We start from the raw sequence: 14,087 nt of genomic DNA, 5'->3' as shown, positions 1-14,087 counted from the left end.
CGCGGCTGCGAACGGATGCGGCGAGCCGGCAGCATCCGCGTCGATACGGTGGCGGGATGCGCTCCCTCATCCGCCTCGACGACTGGACATCCGCCGACATCGAGCAAGTCTTCGACCTCGCCGACGCGTATGACGCGGGACGGGGGCCGGAGACGTCGGGCTGCGCGGTCATGTTCTTTCCTGCGACGAGTCTTCGCACCCGCGTCACGTTCGAGCGCGGCGCGGCGCTCATGGGACTGCAGCCGGTCGTCCTTCCCGAGTCCACCCTCGACAAGCAGGAGGCACATGCGGACGTCGCGAACTATCTCGCCGGCTGGGCGGACCTCGTCATCGCCCGCCACGGCGACATCAGCGTTCTGGAGGCACTCGCCGCTCCGGGCGCGCTCCCGGTCGTGAACGCGATGACGAGCACCAACCACCCTTGCGAGGTCCTCGCCGACCTGTGGATGCTGCGACAGAACCGCGATCTCGCCGCGACACGTTTCCTGTTCGTCGGCCCTGACGGCAACATCTCGCGCGCGTGGCAGGAAGCCTCTCTCGCGCTCGGGCTCGACGTGGTGCAGTGCGCCCCGGCCGAGCTGCGCACCCCGGGCGCACGCTGGGTCGAGGACCTCGGTACCGCGATCCGCTCCGCCGACGTGATCATCACGGATGACCCCGGGAACCACGCGCAGATCCTCGAGCCGTATCGGATCACCGCGGCCTTGCTGGATGCGGCGCCTCGCGGTGTCCGGCTGAACCCGTGCCCGCCGTTCACCCGCGGACGGGAGGTCAGCGAGGACGCGGTGGCACATCCCGCTTTCGTCGGTCACGCGTTCAAGCGGGCACTCCTTCCCGTGCACCAGGCGGTGATGGCCTCCTGCCTCGGGCTCGGGTAGCCGCGTTCCCCGCGAGCCCGACAGCGGTGCGGCGAGCTCGCCACGGGCCCGGGATCACTCCACGAGGAGGGCGGGCTCCTCGAGCACGGCGGCGACGTCGGCGATGAACCGGCTCATGCCGTCGCCGTCGATCACCCGGTGATCGAACGAGCCGGACACGGTGGTCACGAAGCGCGGGCGCACCTCGCCGTCCACCACCCACGGCTTCTGACGGATCGTGCCCATCGCGATGATCCCCGCCTCGCCGGGATTGATGATGGGCGTTCCCGCATCCATCCCGAAGACGCCGATGTTCGTGATCGTGATGGTGCCCTGCTGCTGATCGGCGGGAGGGGTCTTACCCTCACGCGCCGTGAGCGTCAGTCGCTCCAGGGCCTTCGCCAGCTCGCGCATGCTCAGGTTCTGGGCGTCCTTGATGTTCGGGACGATGAGGCCGCGCGGCGTCGCCGCCGCGATGCCGAGGTTCACGTAGTGGCGGAGGTTGATCTGCGCGCCGTCGTCGCCGTCGACCCAGGCGGCGTTGACCATGGGCGTGCGACGCACGGCCCAGATGACCGCGCGGGCCATGATCAGTAGCGGCGAGACCTTCGTGTCGGCGTAGTCGGGCGACGCCTTCAGGCGCTTCACGAGCTCCATCGTGCGCGTCGCGTCGACGTCGGTCCACACCGTCACGTGCGGCGCGGAGTAGGCACTGCGCACCATGGAACCGGCCGTCGCCTTGCGCACACCGCGGACGGGGATGGACTCCTCGCGCGGGTCGGCCTCGGCGACGGATGCGGCGACCGGGATCGTCTCCTCGCGCACCTCGGGCCACTCGGGCGTCTCGATGTTGCGGAAGACGCTCGCCTGCGACGCGTGCTTCACGACGTCGTCGCGCGTCACCTCGCCGCCGGCACCGCTGGGCGTCACGGCCGAGAGGTCGACGCCCAGGTCGCGGGCGAGCTTGCGGATCGGCGGCTTCGCCACGACCCCGGCGGCGGATGCGGCGGGCGCCGCGGCGGGCTTGCGGCGCCGCGATGTCACGGCACCGGCGGAGCCGTAGCCGACAAGGACGGAACCGCCCGCTTCGGGCTCGGCCGCGGGGGCCGGGAGTCCCGGGTCGCCGGGGGCGGGGACGTCGGATGCGGGAGCCGCCGCATCCGCGATCGTGATGATGGGGGCTCCGACGTCGACCGTCTGCCCCTCTTCGACGAGCACCTCGCCGACCACGCCCGCGAAGGGCGACGGCAGCTCGACCAGCGACTTCGCCGTCTCGATCTCGACGATCACGTCGTTGACGGCGACGGTGTCGCCGCTCTTGACGTGCCAGGTGACGATCTCGGCGTCGGTGAGGCCCTCGCCGACATCCGGGAGGTGGAAGGTCTGCGTGCTCATTGCGGTTCCTTTCGCCGGTTCCTCACCCTCGAGACTGGGCCCACGCGTCCAGAGGCTCCGCGGCAGCGTAGCGGCCGTGGAGTGGACGTGGGGACATCTTTGTCACGAGATCACGGGTAAACACCGTGATCTCGTGCTCGAAATGCACTCTCGCGGTCATGAGGGGTGAGGGGCGGGGATGAGGGGGACGGGGTCAGTAGGCGAGGGCGCGGTCGACGGCCTCGAGGATGCGGTCGGCGTCGGGGAGGTACTGCCCCTCGAGCTTGGCGGGCGGGAAGGGCACATCGAACCCGGACACGCGCAGCACCGGCGCCTCGAGCGAGTAGAACGCGCGCTCGGTGACGGTCGCAGCGATCTCGGAGCCGAGCGAGGTGAACTGCGGGGCCTCCTGCGCGTAGACCATGCGGCCGGTGCGGGCGACGGAGTCGAGGATGGGGCCGTAGTCCACCGGCGAGAGCGAGCGCAGATCGATGACCTCGCAGCTGGTCCCCTCGCTCTCGGCGAGCGCTGCCGCCTGCAGCAGGGTCGAGACCATCGCGCCGTGCCCTACGAGGGTCACATCGGTCCCCCGCCGCACGATGCGAGAGGCGTGCAGGGGCAGCGCGCGAGCCGAGAGGTCCACCTCGCCCTTGGGCCAGTAGCGGCTCTTCGGCTCGAGGAAGACGACCGGGTCGTCGGAGGCGATCGCGTCCTGGATCATCCAGTACGCGTCGTTCGGCGTGGACGGGCTCACCACACGCAGGCCCGGGGTGTGCGTGAAGTACGCCTCTGGGCTCTCCTGGTGATGTTCGACGGCGCCGATGTGTCCGCCGTACGGGATGCGGATGACCACAGGCATGCGCAGGGCGCCCTCGTGGCGGTTTGTCATCTTGGCCAGCTGCGTGGTGATCTGGTCGAAGCCGGGGAAGACGAAGCCGTCGAACTGGATCTCGCAGACGGGGCGGAAGCCGCCCATCGCGAGCCCGATCGCGGTGCCGATGATGCCCGACTCGGCGAGCGGGGTGTCGATCACGCGGTTCTTGCCGAACTCGGCCTGCAGGCCCTCGGTGACGCGGAAGACGCCCCCGAGCGGACCGATGTCCTCGCCCATCAGCAGCACGCGGTCACTGTCGCGCATGGCCTGGGCCATACCCGCGTTCAGGGCCTTGCTCATCGGCAGGGTGGTCATCTCGCTCATGCCTGACCTCCCTCGAGGGATGCTTCGTACTCGGCCAACCAACGCTTCTGCTCGTCGACGAGCGGATGCGGCTCGCTGTAGACGTGGTCGAACATCATGTCCGTGCCGATGGAACCGAGCGCGACGGTGCGGGCGCGCACGTCTTCGGCGTAGTCGGCGGCGGCCGCATCCACGTCGGCGAAGAACGCGTCCGACGCGCCGCGGGAGCGCAGGTAGGCCGCCATGCGGGCGATCGGGTCACGCTCGGCCCAGGACTGCTCCTCCGCCGAGGTGCGGTACTTGGTCGGGTCGTCGCTGGTCGTGTGCGCGCCCATCCGGTAGGTCATCGCCTCGATCGCGCGGGGTCCGCCGCCGGCGCGCGCCTCATCGAGGGCCTGGCGCGTGACGGCGAAGCTGGCCAGCACGTCGTTGCCGTCGACCTGCACGCTCGGCATGCCGTAGCCCTCGCCGCGGCGGTAGAGCGGCGCCGAGGCCTGAGTGGCGACGGGGACCGAGATGGCCCACTGGTTGTTCTGGAGGAAGAACACCTGCGGTGCGCGATAGCTCGCCGCGAAGACCATCGCCTCGTGCACATCGCCCTGGCTGGACGCGCCGTCGCCGTAGTAGACGATGACGGCCTCGTCGCGGTCGACGTCGCCGGTGCCCGTCTTGCCGTCGAAGACGAGGCTCATGCCGAAGCCGGCGGCGTGCAGCGTCTGCGACCCGAGCACGAGCGTGTAGATGTGCGTGTTGCCGTTCTTCGGGTCGTACGGGTTCCATCCGCCGTGCGTGAGGCCGCGCATGAGGCGCACGATGTCGATCGGGTCTACGCCGCGGATGGTGCACACGACGTGCTCGCGATACGAGGGGAAGAGGTGGTCCTGAGCCCGTGCAGCGTGGGCGGAGCCGACCTGCGCGGCCTCCTGACCCCAACTCGGCGGCCAGAGGGCGAGCTGGCCCTGACGCTGCAGGTTCGTCGCCTGCCGATCGAAGGCGCGCACGACCACCATGTCGCGGTAGAAGGTCTCGAGCTGGGCGTCGTCGATCGCGGCGACGGCGGCGAGATACGGCTCGGCGGCGGGGGTCGGCGCGAACGATCCGTCCGCTGCCAGCACCCGCACCATCCGCGCGTCGTCGTCGGACGGAGAGAACGTGTCGGGCGAGGTCACGGGCTCTACGCTATCTGCTGGCGGGATGGCCCTCTGGGAGGTCGCGCACAACGGATGCGGCAATTCGTAGGATCTGCTCGACAGACTCCTCTTCGCCGATCGAGATCCGCAGGCCGTCTCCCGCGAAGGCGCGGACCACCAGGCCGCCCTCGTCGAAGGCCGCCGCAGCGTCGGTCGTGGCCTCGCCCGTGGCGAGCCAGACGAAGTTGCCCTGCGCGTCGGGAACCCGCCATCCGGCGTCACGCAGCCCCGCGACCACGCGGTCGCGGCGTTCGGCGATCACCCGCACACGCTCGAGCAGCTCGGCGTCGGCGTCGAGGCTCGCGAGCGCCGCCTCTTCGGCGGTGGCGGTGACCGAGAGGGGGATGGCGACGGCACGCGCCGCATCCAGCACGCGACGGTGGCCGATCGCGTATCCGATGCGCAGCCCCGCAAGCCCGTAGGCCTTCGAGAAGGTGCGCAGGGCCACGACGTTCGGGCGGGTGACGCCCGTGCGGCGAAGGCCGTCGACCGCATCCGGCGCCGTCACGAACTCGGCGTACGCCTCGTCGAGGATGACGAGCACGTCGGCGGGGACCGCCTCGACGAAGGTGTCGAACTCGGCCTGCGTCACGACCGGGCCGGTGGGGTTGTTCGGACTGCACACGATGACGGCGCGGGTGCGCGGCGTGATCGCCGCAGCCATTGCGACCAGGTCGTGACGGCCCTCGGCCGTCAGCGGCACCTCGACGCGATCGGCGCCGGCCACCGTGACGAAGCTCGGGTAGGCCTCGAAGGACCGCCACGCGTAGACGACCTCGTCGCCGGGGCCCGCGACCGCGAGGACCAGCTGCGAGAGCAGCGATGCGCTTCCGGCGCCGATGTGCACCTCGTCGGCGTCGACGCCGTAGCGCTCGGCCAGACGCACGCGGAGCCTCGCCGCGGTCGCGTCCGGGTAGCGGTTCACCGTCTCGGCGGCGCGGAGGGCGGCCAGCACACGCGGCAGCGGCGCGAAGGGGTTCTCATTGCTCGAGAGCTTGAAGGCATCGGCGCCGGCAGGCTTGCCCTGTCGGTAGACCGGCAGGGCCGCGATCTCTGGGCGCACACGAACGGGAATCGGCTCTGTCACACCGAGAGTCTAGGAGCGCGGATGCGGGGCGCGTGCCACACTTCCGGCATGGGCTTTCTCATCCGCGTCGTGGTGAATGCGTTCTCGATCTGGGTCGTGACCCTCATCCCTGTGCTCGGCGTCAGCGTCATCGCGTTCCCGCCGGGCGGAACGCTCGAGACCGTGCTCTCGCTTCTGATCGTGGCGCTCGTCTTCGCGCTGGTGAACACGATCGTCGGATCGGTCGTGAAAGTGATCGCGTTCCCGCTCTACGTGCTCACGCTCGGCCTGTTCTCCCTCATCGTGAACGGGTTCCTGCTGTGGCTGACCAGCTGGATCACCGGGTTCTGGGAGTGGGGCCTGCGGGTCGAGAGCTTCTGGTGGGGCGTTGTCGCGGCCCTCGTCATCGCCGTCATCAACGGCATCTTCGGCGTCATCCTGCGCCCGAAGCGACGGGACTGACCACACCGGCGCGGCGTCTGGGCGCGGCGTCGACCTGACGCGCCCCGAACTCCTGCGTCGAGATCAGACGGGCACCCTCGAGCTCGGCCATGCGTTCGTGCACCTCGGCGACGCGCGGATCGGCCGAAGCGTCGATGAGCCCGGCGGTCTCGGTGTATGCGCTGAGGTGGTGCGCAGGCACGCCGAGATCCTGCGGACCCGGCGCGGGGTCGACGACGCGCGTGCCGACGAAGCTTCCCTCCGCACCCACCCGGGTGGGGAATCCCCCGCCGGCGAGCATCGCCACCGGGTCATCGCCGTGTCGCAGGTCGACGGCCATCGCCTCGGGGCCGGGATCGGCTGCCGTCGGGGAGCCCGCCGTCCCGACCACCCGCACGTCGTAGTCGCCGGTCGCCGCGACCTGGCCCACCAGCATCCCGCCCTGCGAGTGGCCGTACAGGTAGAGCGTGTCACCGGGGCGCACGCCCGCCTCGGCGAGCATCGCCGTCAGTGCCAGGTAGGCGTCGGACTGCTCGCCGCCGTACCCCTGGACGTTGGAGAGCATGTCCCACACCTCGTCGCCGCCGAGACCGCTCGTGCCGGCGACGTACACGGCGTACGCGGTTCCGGATGCGGTCGCGTACTTCTCGATGCGCACCCGCGCCTCGCCGCCCTGCGGGATCCGGCCGAGCGCGGGCGCGAGTGCCGTGGGGGCTGCCGGCGAGTACTCCGCGGGGGGAAGCGGCACGATCTCCGGCACGGGTCGCCCCGTGGGTAACAGGCGCGTGCCGAACGGGATGCGACCGCGGACCGCGGTGAGGCGCGCGATGACCGACCCCGAGGCCAGACTCGCCCCCGCGAGGAAGGGCATCAGCAGGGTGAACCACGCCCAGCCGTCGCCGAGACCCGAATCCGCCCGCAGCAGCTCTGTCGCCCCAGGGTAGGCCCGTTCGATCGCGGCGATGCGCTCTCGAGCGCGCGCGACGGCGACCGCGTCTCCCGCTGCGGATGCGAGAGCGGCCTCGGAGCGCAGCTCGGCGAGCTCGTACACCGCCGCGCACATCAGCAGCCGGTCCTGCTGCTCCCGCGCACGATCGGCCAGCGCACCCACCTCGCGCAGGCGCTGGTCCTGGGTGAGCCCCAGCACCGGCAGCGTGTGCGCGCTGATGCGCGCATCGGCGCGGGCGATGTCGGCGACGGCCTCGTCGAGCCGCGCGGCAGCCCCCACGAGCACCGCGGCCGCATCCCGCAACCGCGCCGTGTCGACGGCGACCGCGCCACCGGAGGCGATGCCGACCTCGTCGCTCATGACGACCATCCGAAGAGATTTCCGCCGCCCGTGATCAAGGCCTGACTGCGAATCTCGGCGATCACGTCGTCGAGGGCGAGAAGGCGGCGGCGCTCATCGGCGAGCGCGGTGCTCCAGGCCTCGTGCGCTAGCTGGAAGGCGCGCATCGCGGATGACCGACTCGATGAGATCCACGGCTGCGAGCACGTCGCGTCGTGCCGCGTCGAAAGAGAAGACGACATCGTCGAGGGTGTCTGTCATCCCCCGATGCTCGCTCCGCGTCAGTGGGGTGCGGTGCGGCCGCATCCGATCCGAGGATCGCTCACCGCAAGATCGTGGCTGTGCAGGAGAGGTCGTCAGGACCACAATGGACCCATGCCCGCGTCCTCGCCGTTCCGCGTGGTCTTCGTGTGCACGGGGAACATCTGCCGATCCCCGATGGCCGAGATCGTCTTCCGCTGGTTCGCCGAGTCGGTCGGTCTCGGCGACCGTGTGGTCTCCACGAGTGCCGGGACCGGCGACTGGCACGTCGGCGAGCCCGCCGATCCGCGCACCGTGGAGGCCCTGGAGCGCCACGGATACGACGGCCGGCATCACCGCGCCCGCCAGTTCGATTTCGCGGACTACGAGCGCAACGACCTGGTCATCGCGCTCGACCGATCGCACGAACGCAACCTGCGCGCGTGGGCGCGGTCGGAGAACGATTCCGACAAGGTCGTGCTGCTGCGCGCGTTCGATCCGCAGCCCGACGACAACCTCGACGTCCCCGACCCGTACTACGCGGGCCCCGAGGCGTTCGACGAGGTGCTCGCTATGATCGAGAGCGCGTGCCGGGCGCTCTTCCGGCAACTCGAACCCGCCATCCGCTCCGCGGGATGACCCGCGCGGCCGACCGCCCTCGACGGAGTACCGTGTCGAACTTCCCCGCCCAGCCGCTCAGCCCCCTCGACGGTCGTTACCAGGCCGCCGTCTCCGCCCTCGGCGACTTCCTGTCGGAAGCGGGACTCAACCGCGCCCGCGTCGAGGTCGAGGTCGAGTGGCTCATCACCCTCACCGACCGGGGCCTGTTCGGACAGTCGCCGCTCTCGGACGCCGAGAAGGACTCCCTGCGCGCGCTCTACCGCGACTTCGGTCAGGCCGAGATCGACTGGCTTGCCGAACGCGAGGCCGTCACGCGCCACGACGTGAAGGCCGTCGAGTACCTCGTACGCGATCGCCTGTCCTCCCTCGGACTCGACCGGATCGCCGAGCTCACGCACTTCGCCCTCACGAGCGAGGACGTCAACTCGACCTCGTACGCCCTCACGGTCCAGCGCGCGGTGACGCAGGTGTGGCTGCCGAGGCTGCGGCAGGTCATCGAGCGCCTGCGGGCGGTCTCGGTCGAGCTGGCGGATGCGGCGATGCTCGCCCGTACCCACGGCCAGCCCGCGACCCCCACCACGATGGGCAAGGAGATCGCCGTCTTCGCGTGGCGCCTGGAGCGGGTGCTCACACAGCTGGAGTCCTCGGAGTACCTGGCGAAGTTCTCCGGTGCGACCGGGACCTGGTCGGCCCACCTCGCGGCAGATCCGGATGCGGACTGGGTCGAGATCTCCCGCGGGTTCGTGGAGGGACTGGGTCTCGGATTCAACAAGCTCACCACCCAGATCGAGTCGCACGACTGGCAGGTCGAGCTCTACGACCGCGCACGGCACGCGGGCGGCATCCTGCACAACCTCGCGACGGATGTGTGGACCTACATCTCGCTCGGCTACTTCGCCCAGATCCCCGTGGCGGGCGCGACCGGTTCGTCGACCATGCCGCACAAGATCAACCCCATCCGCTTCGAGAACGCGGAGGCGAACCTCGAGATCGCGGGAGGCCTGTTCCAGACTCTGGCCGCGACCCTGGTCACGAGCCGCCTGCAACGCGACCTCACCGACTCCACCACGCAGCGCAACATCGGCGTCGCCTTCGGTCACTCGCTGCTCGCGCTCGACAACCTGCTGCGCGGGCTCGGCGAGATCTCGCTCTCGCGCGAGGTGCTGCTGGCCGACCTCGACACCAACTGGGAGGTGCTCGCCGAGGCCATCCAGACGGTCATCCGTGCCGAGGTCGTCGCGGGTCGCTCGCAGATCACCGACCCGTACGCGCTCCTGAAGGAGCTCACCCGCGGTCACCGCGTCGGCGGTGCCGATCTCGCCGAGTTCGTGCGCGGCCTCGACATCGGCGACGCGGCGAAAGAGCGCCTGCTCGCCCTCACGCCCGCCACCTACACGGGCCTCGCCGCCTCCCTCGTCACCGGCGCCTGACCCGCGGGCTCCCGCATCCGGGGTCGGGGCGCCCCGCATCCGGGGGTGGCCGCATCCGGCACCCCGCATGGGGCTCACCCCATCCCGCCCGCGAGACTGCATCTTCGGCACGAGATCACTGTGTTTACCCGTGATCTCGTGACCGAGATGCAGTCTCGCGGGATGGTGGAGGGGGAGCGCGCGCGAGGGAACGCGCGCGAGCGAGCGGCGGGCTAGGCGCGGGGCGGGGTGTCGCCGTCGGCGGGGTCGGATGCGGGGCTGTCGCCGGATGCGTCCTCCGACTCCTCCTTGGGCAGCAGCACCGCGCGATCGACCGTACGGTTCACCTGCGCCGGGTCGACGGCGAGCATGAGCAGGGCGATGATCACGAGCGTCGCGATGAAGGTGATCCCCGCGACGATGCCGCCGACCATGAGAGCATGGCCCGACTGTCCGGCCACGCGGTTCTGGAAGAAGCCCATCGAGATGAGCGTGACGATTCCGGCGAAGAGAGCGGCCGCGAGAGCGAGCCCGATCAGCTGAGCGGGCTTCATGATGTCGCGACGCGTGGGCTTGTCTGTCATGCCGCCTCCTCGGGCGCGGGGGCGGACTCGCGGCGCGGGGAGAAGCCCGCGATCCCCAGGTAGACCGCGACGATCGCCGCGTAGCCGCCGAAGAGTCCGACGGCGATCGTGATGCCGGTGAGCGTGAAGGAGCCGGCCTCTTCGATGCTGTACTGCAGAGCGTAAGCGGGCTGCACCGCGAGGGTGCCGAGCGCGAGCAGCACGCCCACGACGCCGACCGTCAATCCATCGCGCGCCTCGGAGCGAGCGGCGCTGCCGCGCTCGGCGGCGCGGAGGCCCCGAAGGCCCGCGATGCCCTCGACGAGGCCCGTCACGAGAGCCCACGAGATCACGATCACGAAGAAGGCCAGCGTCGTGCGCAGGGTCGGGATGCCGGAGACACCGCCCGCGATGAGGGTGAGAGCACCCAGCACGATGGGCAGCCGGCGGTGACCGGGACCGTACACGAGCCACGCCGAGAGCAGCCACACGATCGCCGACGCCATCGCGAAACCGCTGAACACCGACAGCCCCACGGCGGCGGAGTGATCCGGCGAGAACGTGATCATGACGGCCGCCACGGCCGCGAAGAGGGCTCGAACCAGCTGGAGGTGGCGCGGCTCGAAGGCGCGCGCGGAAGAACTGCTGGTCATGGCTCGACTCGTGAAGGTGGGTACGGCGGCGGAACGGATAGCTCCAGTCTAGGTCGTGCAGATGAGGAGCCTGCCGTGAACCGACGGGGGCGGCCGGTCGCGCGACACAATGAGGTGTGCCGATTCTCAACAAGGACATGACGCTGTGCATCTCGCTGGCCGGGCGGCCCTCGAACATCGGGACGCGCTTCCACAACTATCTCTACGATGAGCTCGACCTGAACTTCGTCTACAAGGCGTTCACGACCGATGACATCGCGGGGGCGATCACGGGGGTTCGGGCGCTGGGGATCCGCGGCTGCTCCGTGTCGATGCCCTTCAAGGAGGCCGTGATCCCGCTGCTCGACGAGATCGAGCCGTCCGCGGCCGCAATCGACTCCGTGAACACGATCGTCAACGACGGCGGCCGATTGTCGGGCTCGAACACCGACTACGAGGCCGTCGCGCAGCTGCTGGCCGAGCACGGCGTCGACCCGGCCGCATCCGTGCTCGTGCGCGGGTCGGGCGGCATGGCGAAAGCCGTCGTCGCGGCGTTCCACGGTGCGGGCTTCCGCGACCTCACCGTCGTCGCCCGCAACGCCGAGGCAGGCCGGGCGCTCGCGGAGCGCTACGGGTTCCAGGCCGTCACCGAGGATCCGGCGCCGGGGCACGCGGTCATCGTGAACGTGACCCCGCTCGGCATGAACGGGACGGATGCGGACGCGCTCGCCTTCAGCGCTGACCACATCGACGCCGCAGAGCGCGTCTTCGATGTGGTCGCCTTCCCCTCGGAGACGCCCCTCATTCGCGCCGCGCGCGAACGCGACGTGGCCGTCATCACGGGCGCCGAGGTCATCGCGCTTCAAGCGGCACGGCAGTTCGCGCGCTACACGGGCGTGACCCCGACGCCCGAGCAGGTCGCGCGGGCGTCGGAGTTCTCCCGCGCCTGAGCGAGCCAGACGGCCACGCGGTGCGGATTGGCCCCCGTGGCGAGAAGCCCCGCGCGGGCAGACTCGGGGAATGACCCGATCCGCCGTATCCGGACTGCTCTGGGGAGCGCTCGGCGTGCTGGCGTTCTCGTTCACGGTGATCTTCACGCGGATCGCCGTCACCTCGCTGTCGCCGCTGTTCGTGGGCGCGGGGCGTGCGGTCGTGGCCGCCGCCCTTGCCGCGATCGCCCTGGCCGCGGCCCGATCACGTCTGCCGCGCGGCGGGCAGTGGATGCGGCTTGTCGTCGTGGCAGGCGGCGTGGTCGCGGGCTTCCCGCTGCTCACGTCCTACGCGCTCACGGTGGCACCGGCCAGCCACGGCGCCGTCGTGATCGCGCTCCTGCCCGCCGCGACCGCGGTGGCCGCGGTGCTGCGCGCCGGCGAAAGACCCGGACGGACGTTCTGGTTCCTCACCGCCGCGGGCGCCGTCGCCGCGACGGTGTTCGCGGTCATCGGCGGCGGTTGGGGCGGCTTCCACTGGTCGGACCTGCTGCTGCTCGGAGCCGTCGTCGCCGCCGCCATCGGCTATGCGGAAGGCGCGCTGCTGGCGCGCGAGCTCGGCTCGTGGCAGACGATCTCGTGGGCCCTGGTGGTGGTCGCCCCTGTGATGGCGGCACTGACCGCGGTCTCGGCCGTCGCGGATCCGCCGACGGCGACGCCGGGCCAGTGGGCGGCGTTCGGCTATCTCGCGGTGGTCAGCATGTTCCTCGGCTTCTTCGCCTGGTATCGCGGGCTCGCGATCGGGCCCATCACACGCGTCAGTCAGTTGCAGCTGGTGCAGCCGGTGCTCTCGATCGTGTGGGCGGCCCTGATCCTCGGCGAGCCGCTCACGTGGGCGACCGTGCTCGGAGGGGCCGCGGTCATCGTGTGCGCAGCCGGCGCCGTACGTAGCCGCGCACGCTGACCCGCTGACATGATCGCCTCGTGGACGTTCCCGATCTGGCGACGATCGCGCAGCTCCGGCGAGCGCGCGACCGCATGGACCGTGACTACGCGAAGCCGCTCGACGTCGAAGCACTGGCGCGCAGCATCCCGATGTCGGCCGGTCACTTCAGCCGGCAGTTCCGCCGCCTGTTCGGCGAATCTCCCTACCAGTACCTGATGACCCGGCGCATCGAGAGGTCGATGACGCTGCTGCGCCGCGGCGATCTCACCGTGACCGAGATCTGCTTCGCGGTCGGCTTCTCGTCGCTGGGCACGTTCAGCACGCGCTTCACCGAACTCGTCGGTGTTCCGCCGAGCGTCTACCGCACGCAGGACCCGCCGTTTCGCGAGGGGATGCTGCCGTGCATCGCCAAGCACCTCACGCGTCCGGTCAGGAATCGAGAAGCGTGACGGATGCTCGGCGCCCTAGCGTGAGCGACATGGACATCACGATTCACTCCAGCTTCCTGCCGCACACTGATCCGGAGGCCTCCCTGGCCTTCTACCGCGACGTGCTCGAGTTCGAGGTGAGACTCGACGTCGGCTACGAACAGATGCGCTGGATCACGGTCGGACCCGCCGGACAGCCCTCGACCGCAATCGTGCTGCATCCGGCGAGCGTGGGGCGCGATCTGTCGGACGAGGAGCAGGAGTTCCTGCTCCTGCTGATCGCCAAGGGAAGTTACTTCGGCGTGAACCTCGCCACCGACGATCTCGACGCCGTCTTCGCGCGCGTCGAGGCCTCCGGGGCCGATATCGTGCAGGAACCCATCGAGCAGGATTACGGGCTGCGGGATGCGGCGTTCCGGGATCCCGCGGGCAACCTCGTCCGCATCCAGCAGAACAAGGAGCAGCAGGCATGAGCACAGGATTCTCCGCGCAGGAGCGCGAGGCCATGAAGCAGCGGGCGGCCGAGCTCAAGGAGATGAAGGGCGTGAAGGGCGCTGCGAAGCGGGCGAAGGAGTACGACGCCTGCCTCGAGGCCATCGACGCCCTCACCGGAACCGACCGTCAGATCGCCGAACGGCTGCACGTGATCGTCACGGAGGAAGCGCCCCAGCTCGCACCCAAGACCTGGTACGGGTTCCCCTCCTACGCCAAGGACGACAAGGTCGTGGTGTTCTACCAGCCCGCCTCGAAGTTCGAGACCCGCTACGGCTCGATCGGCTTCAACGAGACCGCGGCGCTCGACGACGGCGAGATGTGGCCGACATCGTTCGCCGTGCTGGAGATGACACCGGCCGCCGAGAAGACGTTCCGCGAGCTCGTGCGCCGCGCCGCCGGCTGACGTCTCAGCGCCGCCTAACCTTCGTGGT

The 14,087-nt window shown here is 70.2% G+C and carries 17 protein-coding genes; 9 read left to right on the top strand and 8 right to left on the bottom strand.

Annotation, left to right across the window (positions count from 1 at the left end):
- The first annotated feature begins 56 nt into the window (after positions 1 to 56).
- Complete coding sequence (locus tag SK224_RS05090) at positions 57 to 878, top strand: ornithine carbamoyltransferase (RefSeq protein ID WP_320433678.1); 822 nt, start codon at positions 57 to 59, stop codon at positions 876 to 878.
- A 54-nt stretch (positions 879 to 932) separates the two neighbouring features.
- On the opposite strand, the gene SK224_RS05085 is transcribed toward SK224_RS05090, so the two are convergent.
- The 4 genes from SK224_RS05085 to SK224_RS05070 form a co-directional block, all read right to left on the bottom strand.
- A complete protein-coding gene (locus SK224_RS05085) occupies positions 933 to 2,252 on the bottom strand; it encodes a dihydrolipoamide acetyltransferase family protein (RefSeq protein WP_320433677.1) in 1,320 nt (439 codons plus the stop codon).
- A 193-nt stretch (positions 2,253 to 2,445) separates the two neighbouring features.
- A complete protein-coding gene (locus tag SK224_RS05080) occupies positions 2,446 to 3,429 on the bottom strand; it encodes an alpha-ketoacid dehydrogenase subunit beta (RefSeq protein ID WP_320433676.1) in 984 nt (327 codons plus the stop codon).
- A complete protein-coding gene (locus tag SK224_RS05075; protein WP_320433798.1) occupies positions 3,426 to 4,532 on the bottom strand; it encodes a thiamine pyrophosphate-dependent enzyme in 1,107 nt (368 codons plus the stop codon). Before SK224_RS05075 ends, SK224_RS05080 begins: the two co-directional genes overlap by 4 nt.
- Positions 4,533 to 4,587: 55 nt before the next feature.
- Complete coding sequence (locus tag SK224_RS05070) at positions 4,588 to 5,685, bottom strand: histidinol-phosphate transaminase (RefSeq protein WP_320433675.1); 1,098 nt, start codon at positions 5,683 to 5,685, stop codon at positions 4,588 to 4,590.
- 48 nt (positions 5,686 to 5,733) lie between these two features.
- On the opposite strand from SK224_RS05070, the gene SK224_RS05065 reads away from it, so the two are divergent.
- Positions 5,734 to 6,126, top strand: coding sequence for a phage holin family protein (locus SK224_RS05065; protein ID WP_320433674.1), 393 nt, complete (start codon positions 5,734 to 5,736; stop codon positions 6,124 to 6,126).
- Here SK224_RS05065 and SK224_RS05060 read toward each other — a convergent pair.
- Together SK224_RS05060 and SK224_RS05055 are read right to left on the bottom strand one after the other, a co-directional pair.
- Positions 6,098 to 7,414: a hypothetical protein gene (locus tag SK224_RS05060; RefSeq protein WP_320433673.1), complete on the bottom strand. Its 1,317-nt coding sequence runs from the start codon at positions 7,412 to 7,414 to the stop codon at positions 6,098 to 6,100. The two genes, SK224_RS05065 and SK224_RS05060, sit on opposite strands and share 29 nt — an antisense overlap.
- A 93-nt stretch (positions 7,415 to 7,507) precedes the next feature.
- Positions 7,508 to 7,654 (bottom strand): hypothetical protein, encoded by a 147-nt coding sequence (locus tag SK224_RS05055; RefSeq protein ID WP_320433672.1) that lies wholly within the window; start codon positions 7,652 to 7,654, stop codon positions 7,508 to 7,510.
- 114 nt (positions 7,655 to 7,768) lie between these two features.
- Here SK224_RS05055 and SK224_RS05050 point away from each other — a divergent pair, with 114 nt between their 5' ends.
- Entirely contained in the window at positions 7,769 to 8,272 is a 504-nt protein-coding gene (locus SK224_RS05050; RefSeq protein WP_320433671.1) for a low molecular weight protein-tyrosine-phosphatase, read from the top strand.
- Positions 8,269 to 9,684 (top strand): adenylosuccinate lyase, encoded by a 1,416-nt coding sequence (gene purB / locus SK224_RS05045; protein ID WP_413816754.1) that lies wholly within the window; start codon positions 8,269 to 8,271, stop codon positions 9,682 to 9,684. Before SK224_RS05050 ends, purB begins: the two co-directional genes overlap by 4 nt.
- A gap of 212 nt (positions 9,685 to 9,896) precedes the next feature.
- Here the strand turns inward: purB and SK224_RS05040 are convergent, their stop codons facing one another.
- Both SK224_RS05040 and SK224_RS05035 read right to left on the bottom strand, forming a co-directional pair.
- Entirely contained in the window at positions 9,897 to 10,247 is a 351-nt protein-coding gene (locus SK224_RS05040) for an amino acid transporter (RefSeq protein ID WP_320433669.1), read from the bottom strand.
- The gene (locus tag SK224_RS05035; RefSeq protein ID WP_320433668.1) at positions 10,244 to 10,879 is read right to left on the bottom strand and encodes an acyl-CoA synthetase; all 636 of its coding nucleotides are present in this window, start codon (positions 10,877 to 10,879) and stop codon (positions 10,244 to 10,246) included. The genes SK224_RS05040 and SK224_RS05035 overlap by 4 nt, the downstream gene beginning before the upstream one ends.
- Positions 10,880 to 10,995: 116 nt before the next feature.
- Here SK224_RS05035 and SK224_RS05030 point away from each other — a divergent pair, with 116 nt between their 5' ends.
- From SK224_RS05030 to SK224_RS05010, 5 genes are all read left to right on the top strand, one after another.
- On the top strand, positions 10,996 to 11,808 hold the full coding sequence (locus tag SK224_RS05030; protein WP_320433667.1) for a shikimate 5-dehydrogenase: 813 nt from the start codon (positions 10,996 to 10,998) through the stop codon (positions 11,806 to 11,808).
- Positions 11,809 to 11,878: 70 nt separating this feature from the next.
- Positions 11,879 to 12,751, top strand: coding sequence for a DMT family transporter (locus SK224_RS05025; protein WP_320433666.1), 873 nt, complete (start codon positions 11,879 to 11,881; stop codon positions 12,749 to 12,751).
- Between the two features lie 74 nt (positions 12,752 to 12,825).
- Entirely contained in the window at positions 12,826 to 13,182 is a 357-nt protein-coding gene (locus SK224_RS05020; RefSeq protein WP_320433797.1) for a helix-turn-helix transcriptional regulator, read from the top strand.
- A gap of 29 nt (positions 13,183 to 13,211) precedes the next feature.
- On the top strand, positions 13,212 to 13,634 hold the full coding sequence (locus SK224_RS05015; RefSeq protein ID WP_320433665.1) for a VOC family protein: 423 nt from the start codon (positions 13,212 to 13,214) through the stop codon (positions 13,632 to 13,634).
- Complete coding sequence (locus SK224_RS05010) at positions 13,631 to 14,059, top strand: hypothetical protein (RefSeq protein WP_320433664.1); 429 nt, start codon at positions 13,631 to 13,633, stop codon at positions 14,057 to 14,059. The genes SK224_RS05015 and SK224_RS05010 overlap by 4 nt, the downstream gene beginning before the upstream one ends.
- Positions 14,060 to 14,087: the final 28 nt, after the last annotated feature.

Source organism: Microbacterium sp. BG28, assembly GCF_034044005.1.
Classification (GTDB): Bacteria; Actinomycetota; Actinomycetes; order Actinomycetales; family Microbacteriaceae; genus Microbacterium.
The sequence above is the reverse complement of the archived record's forward strand: the minus strand, read 5'-3'. Positions and strand labels throughout refer to the sequence as shown.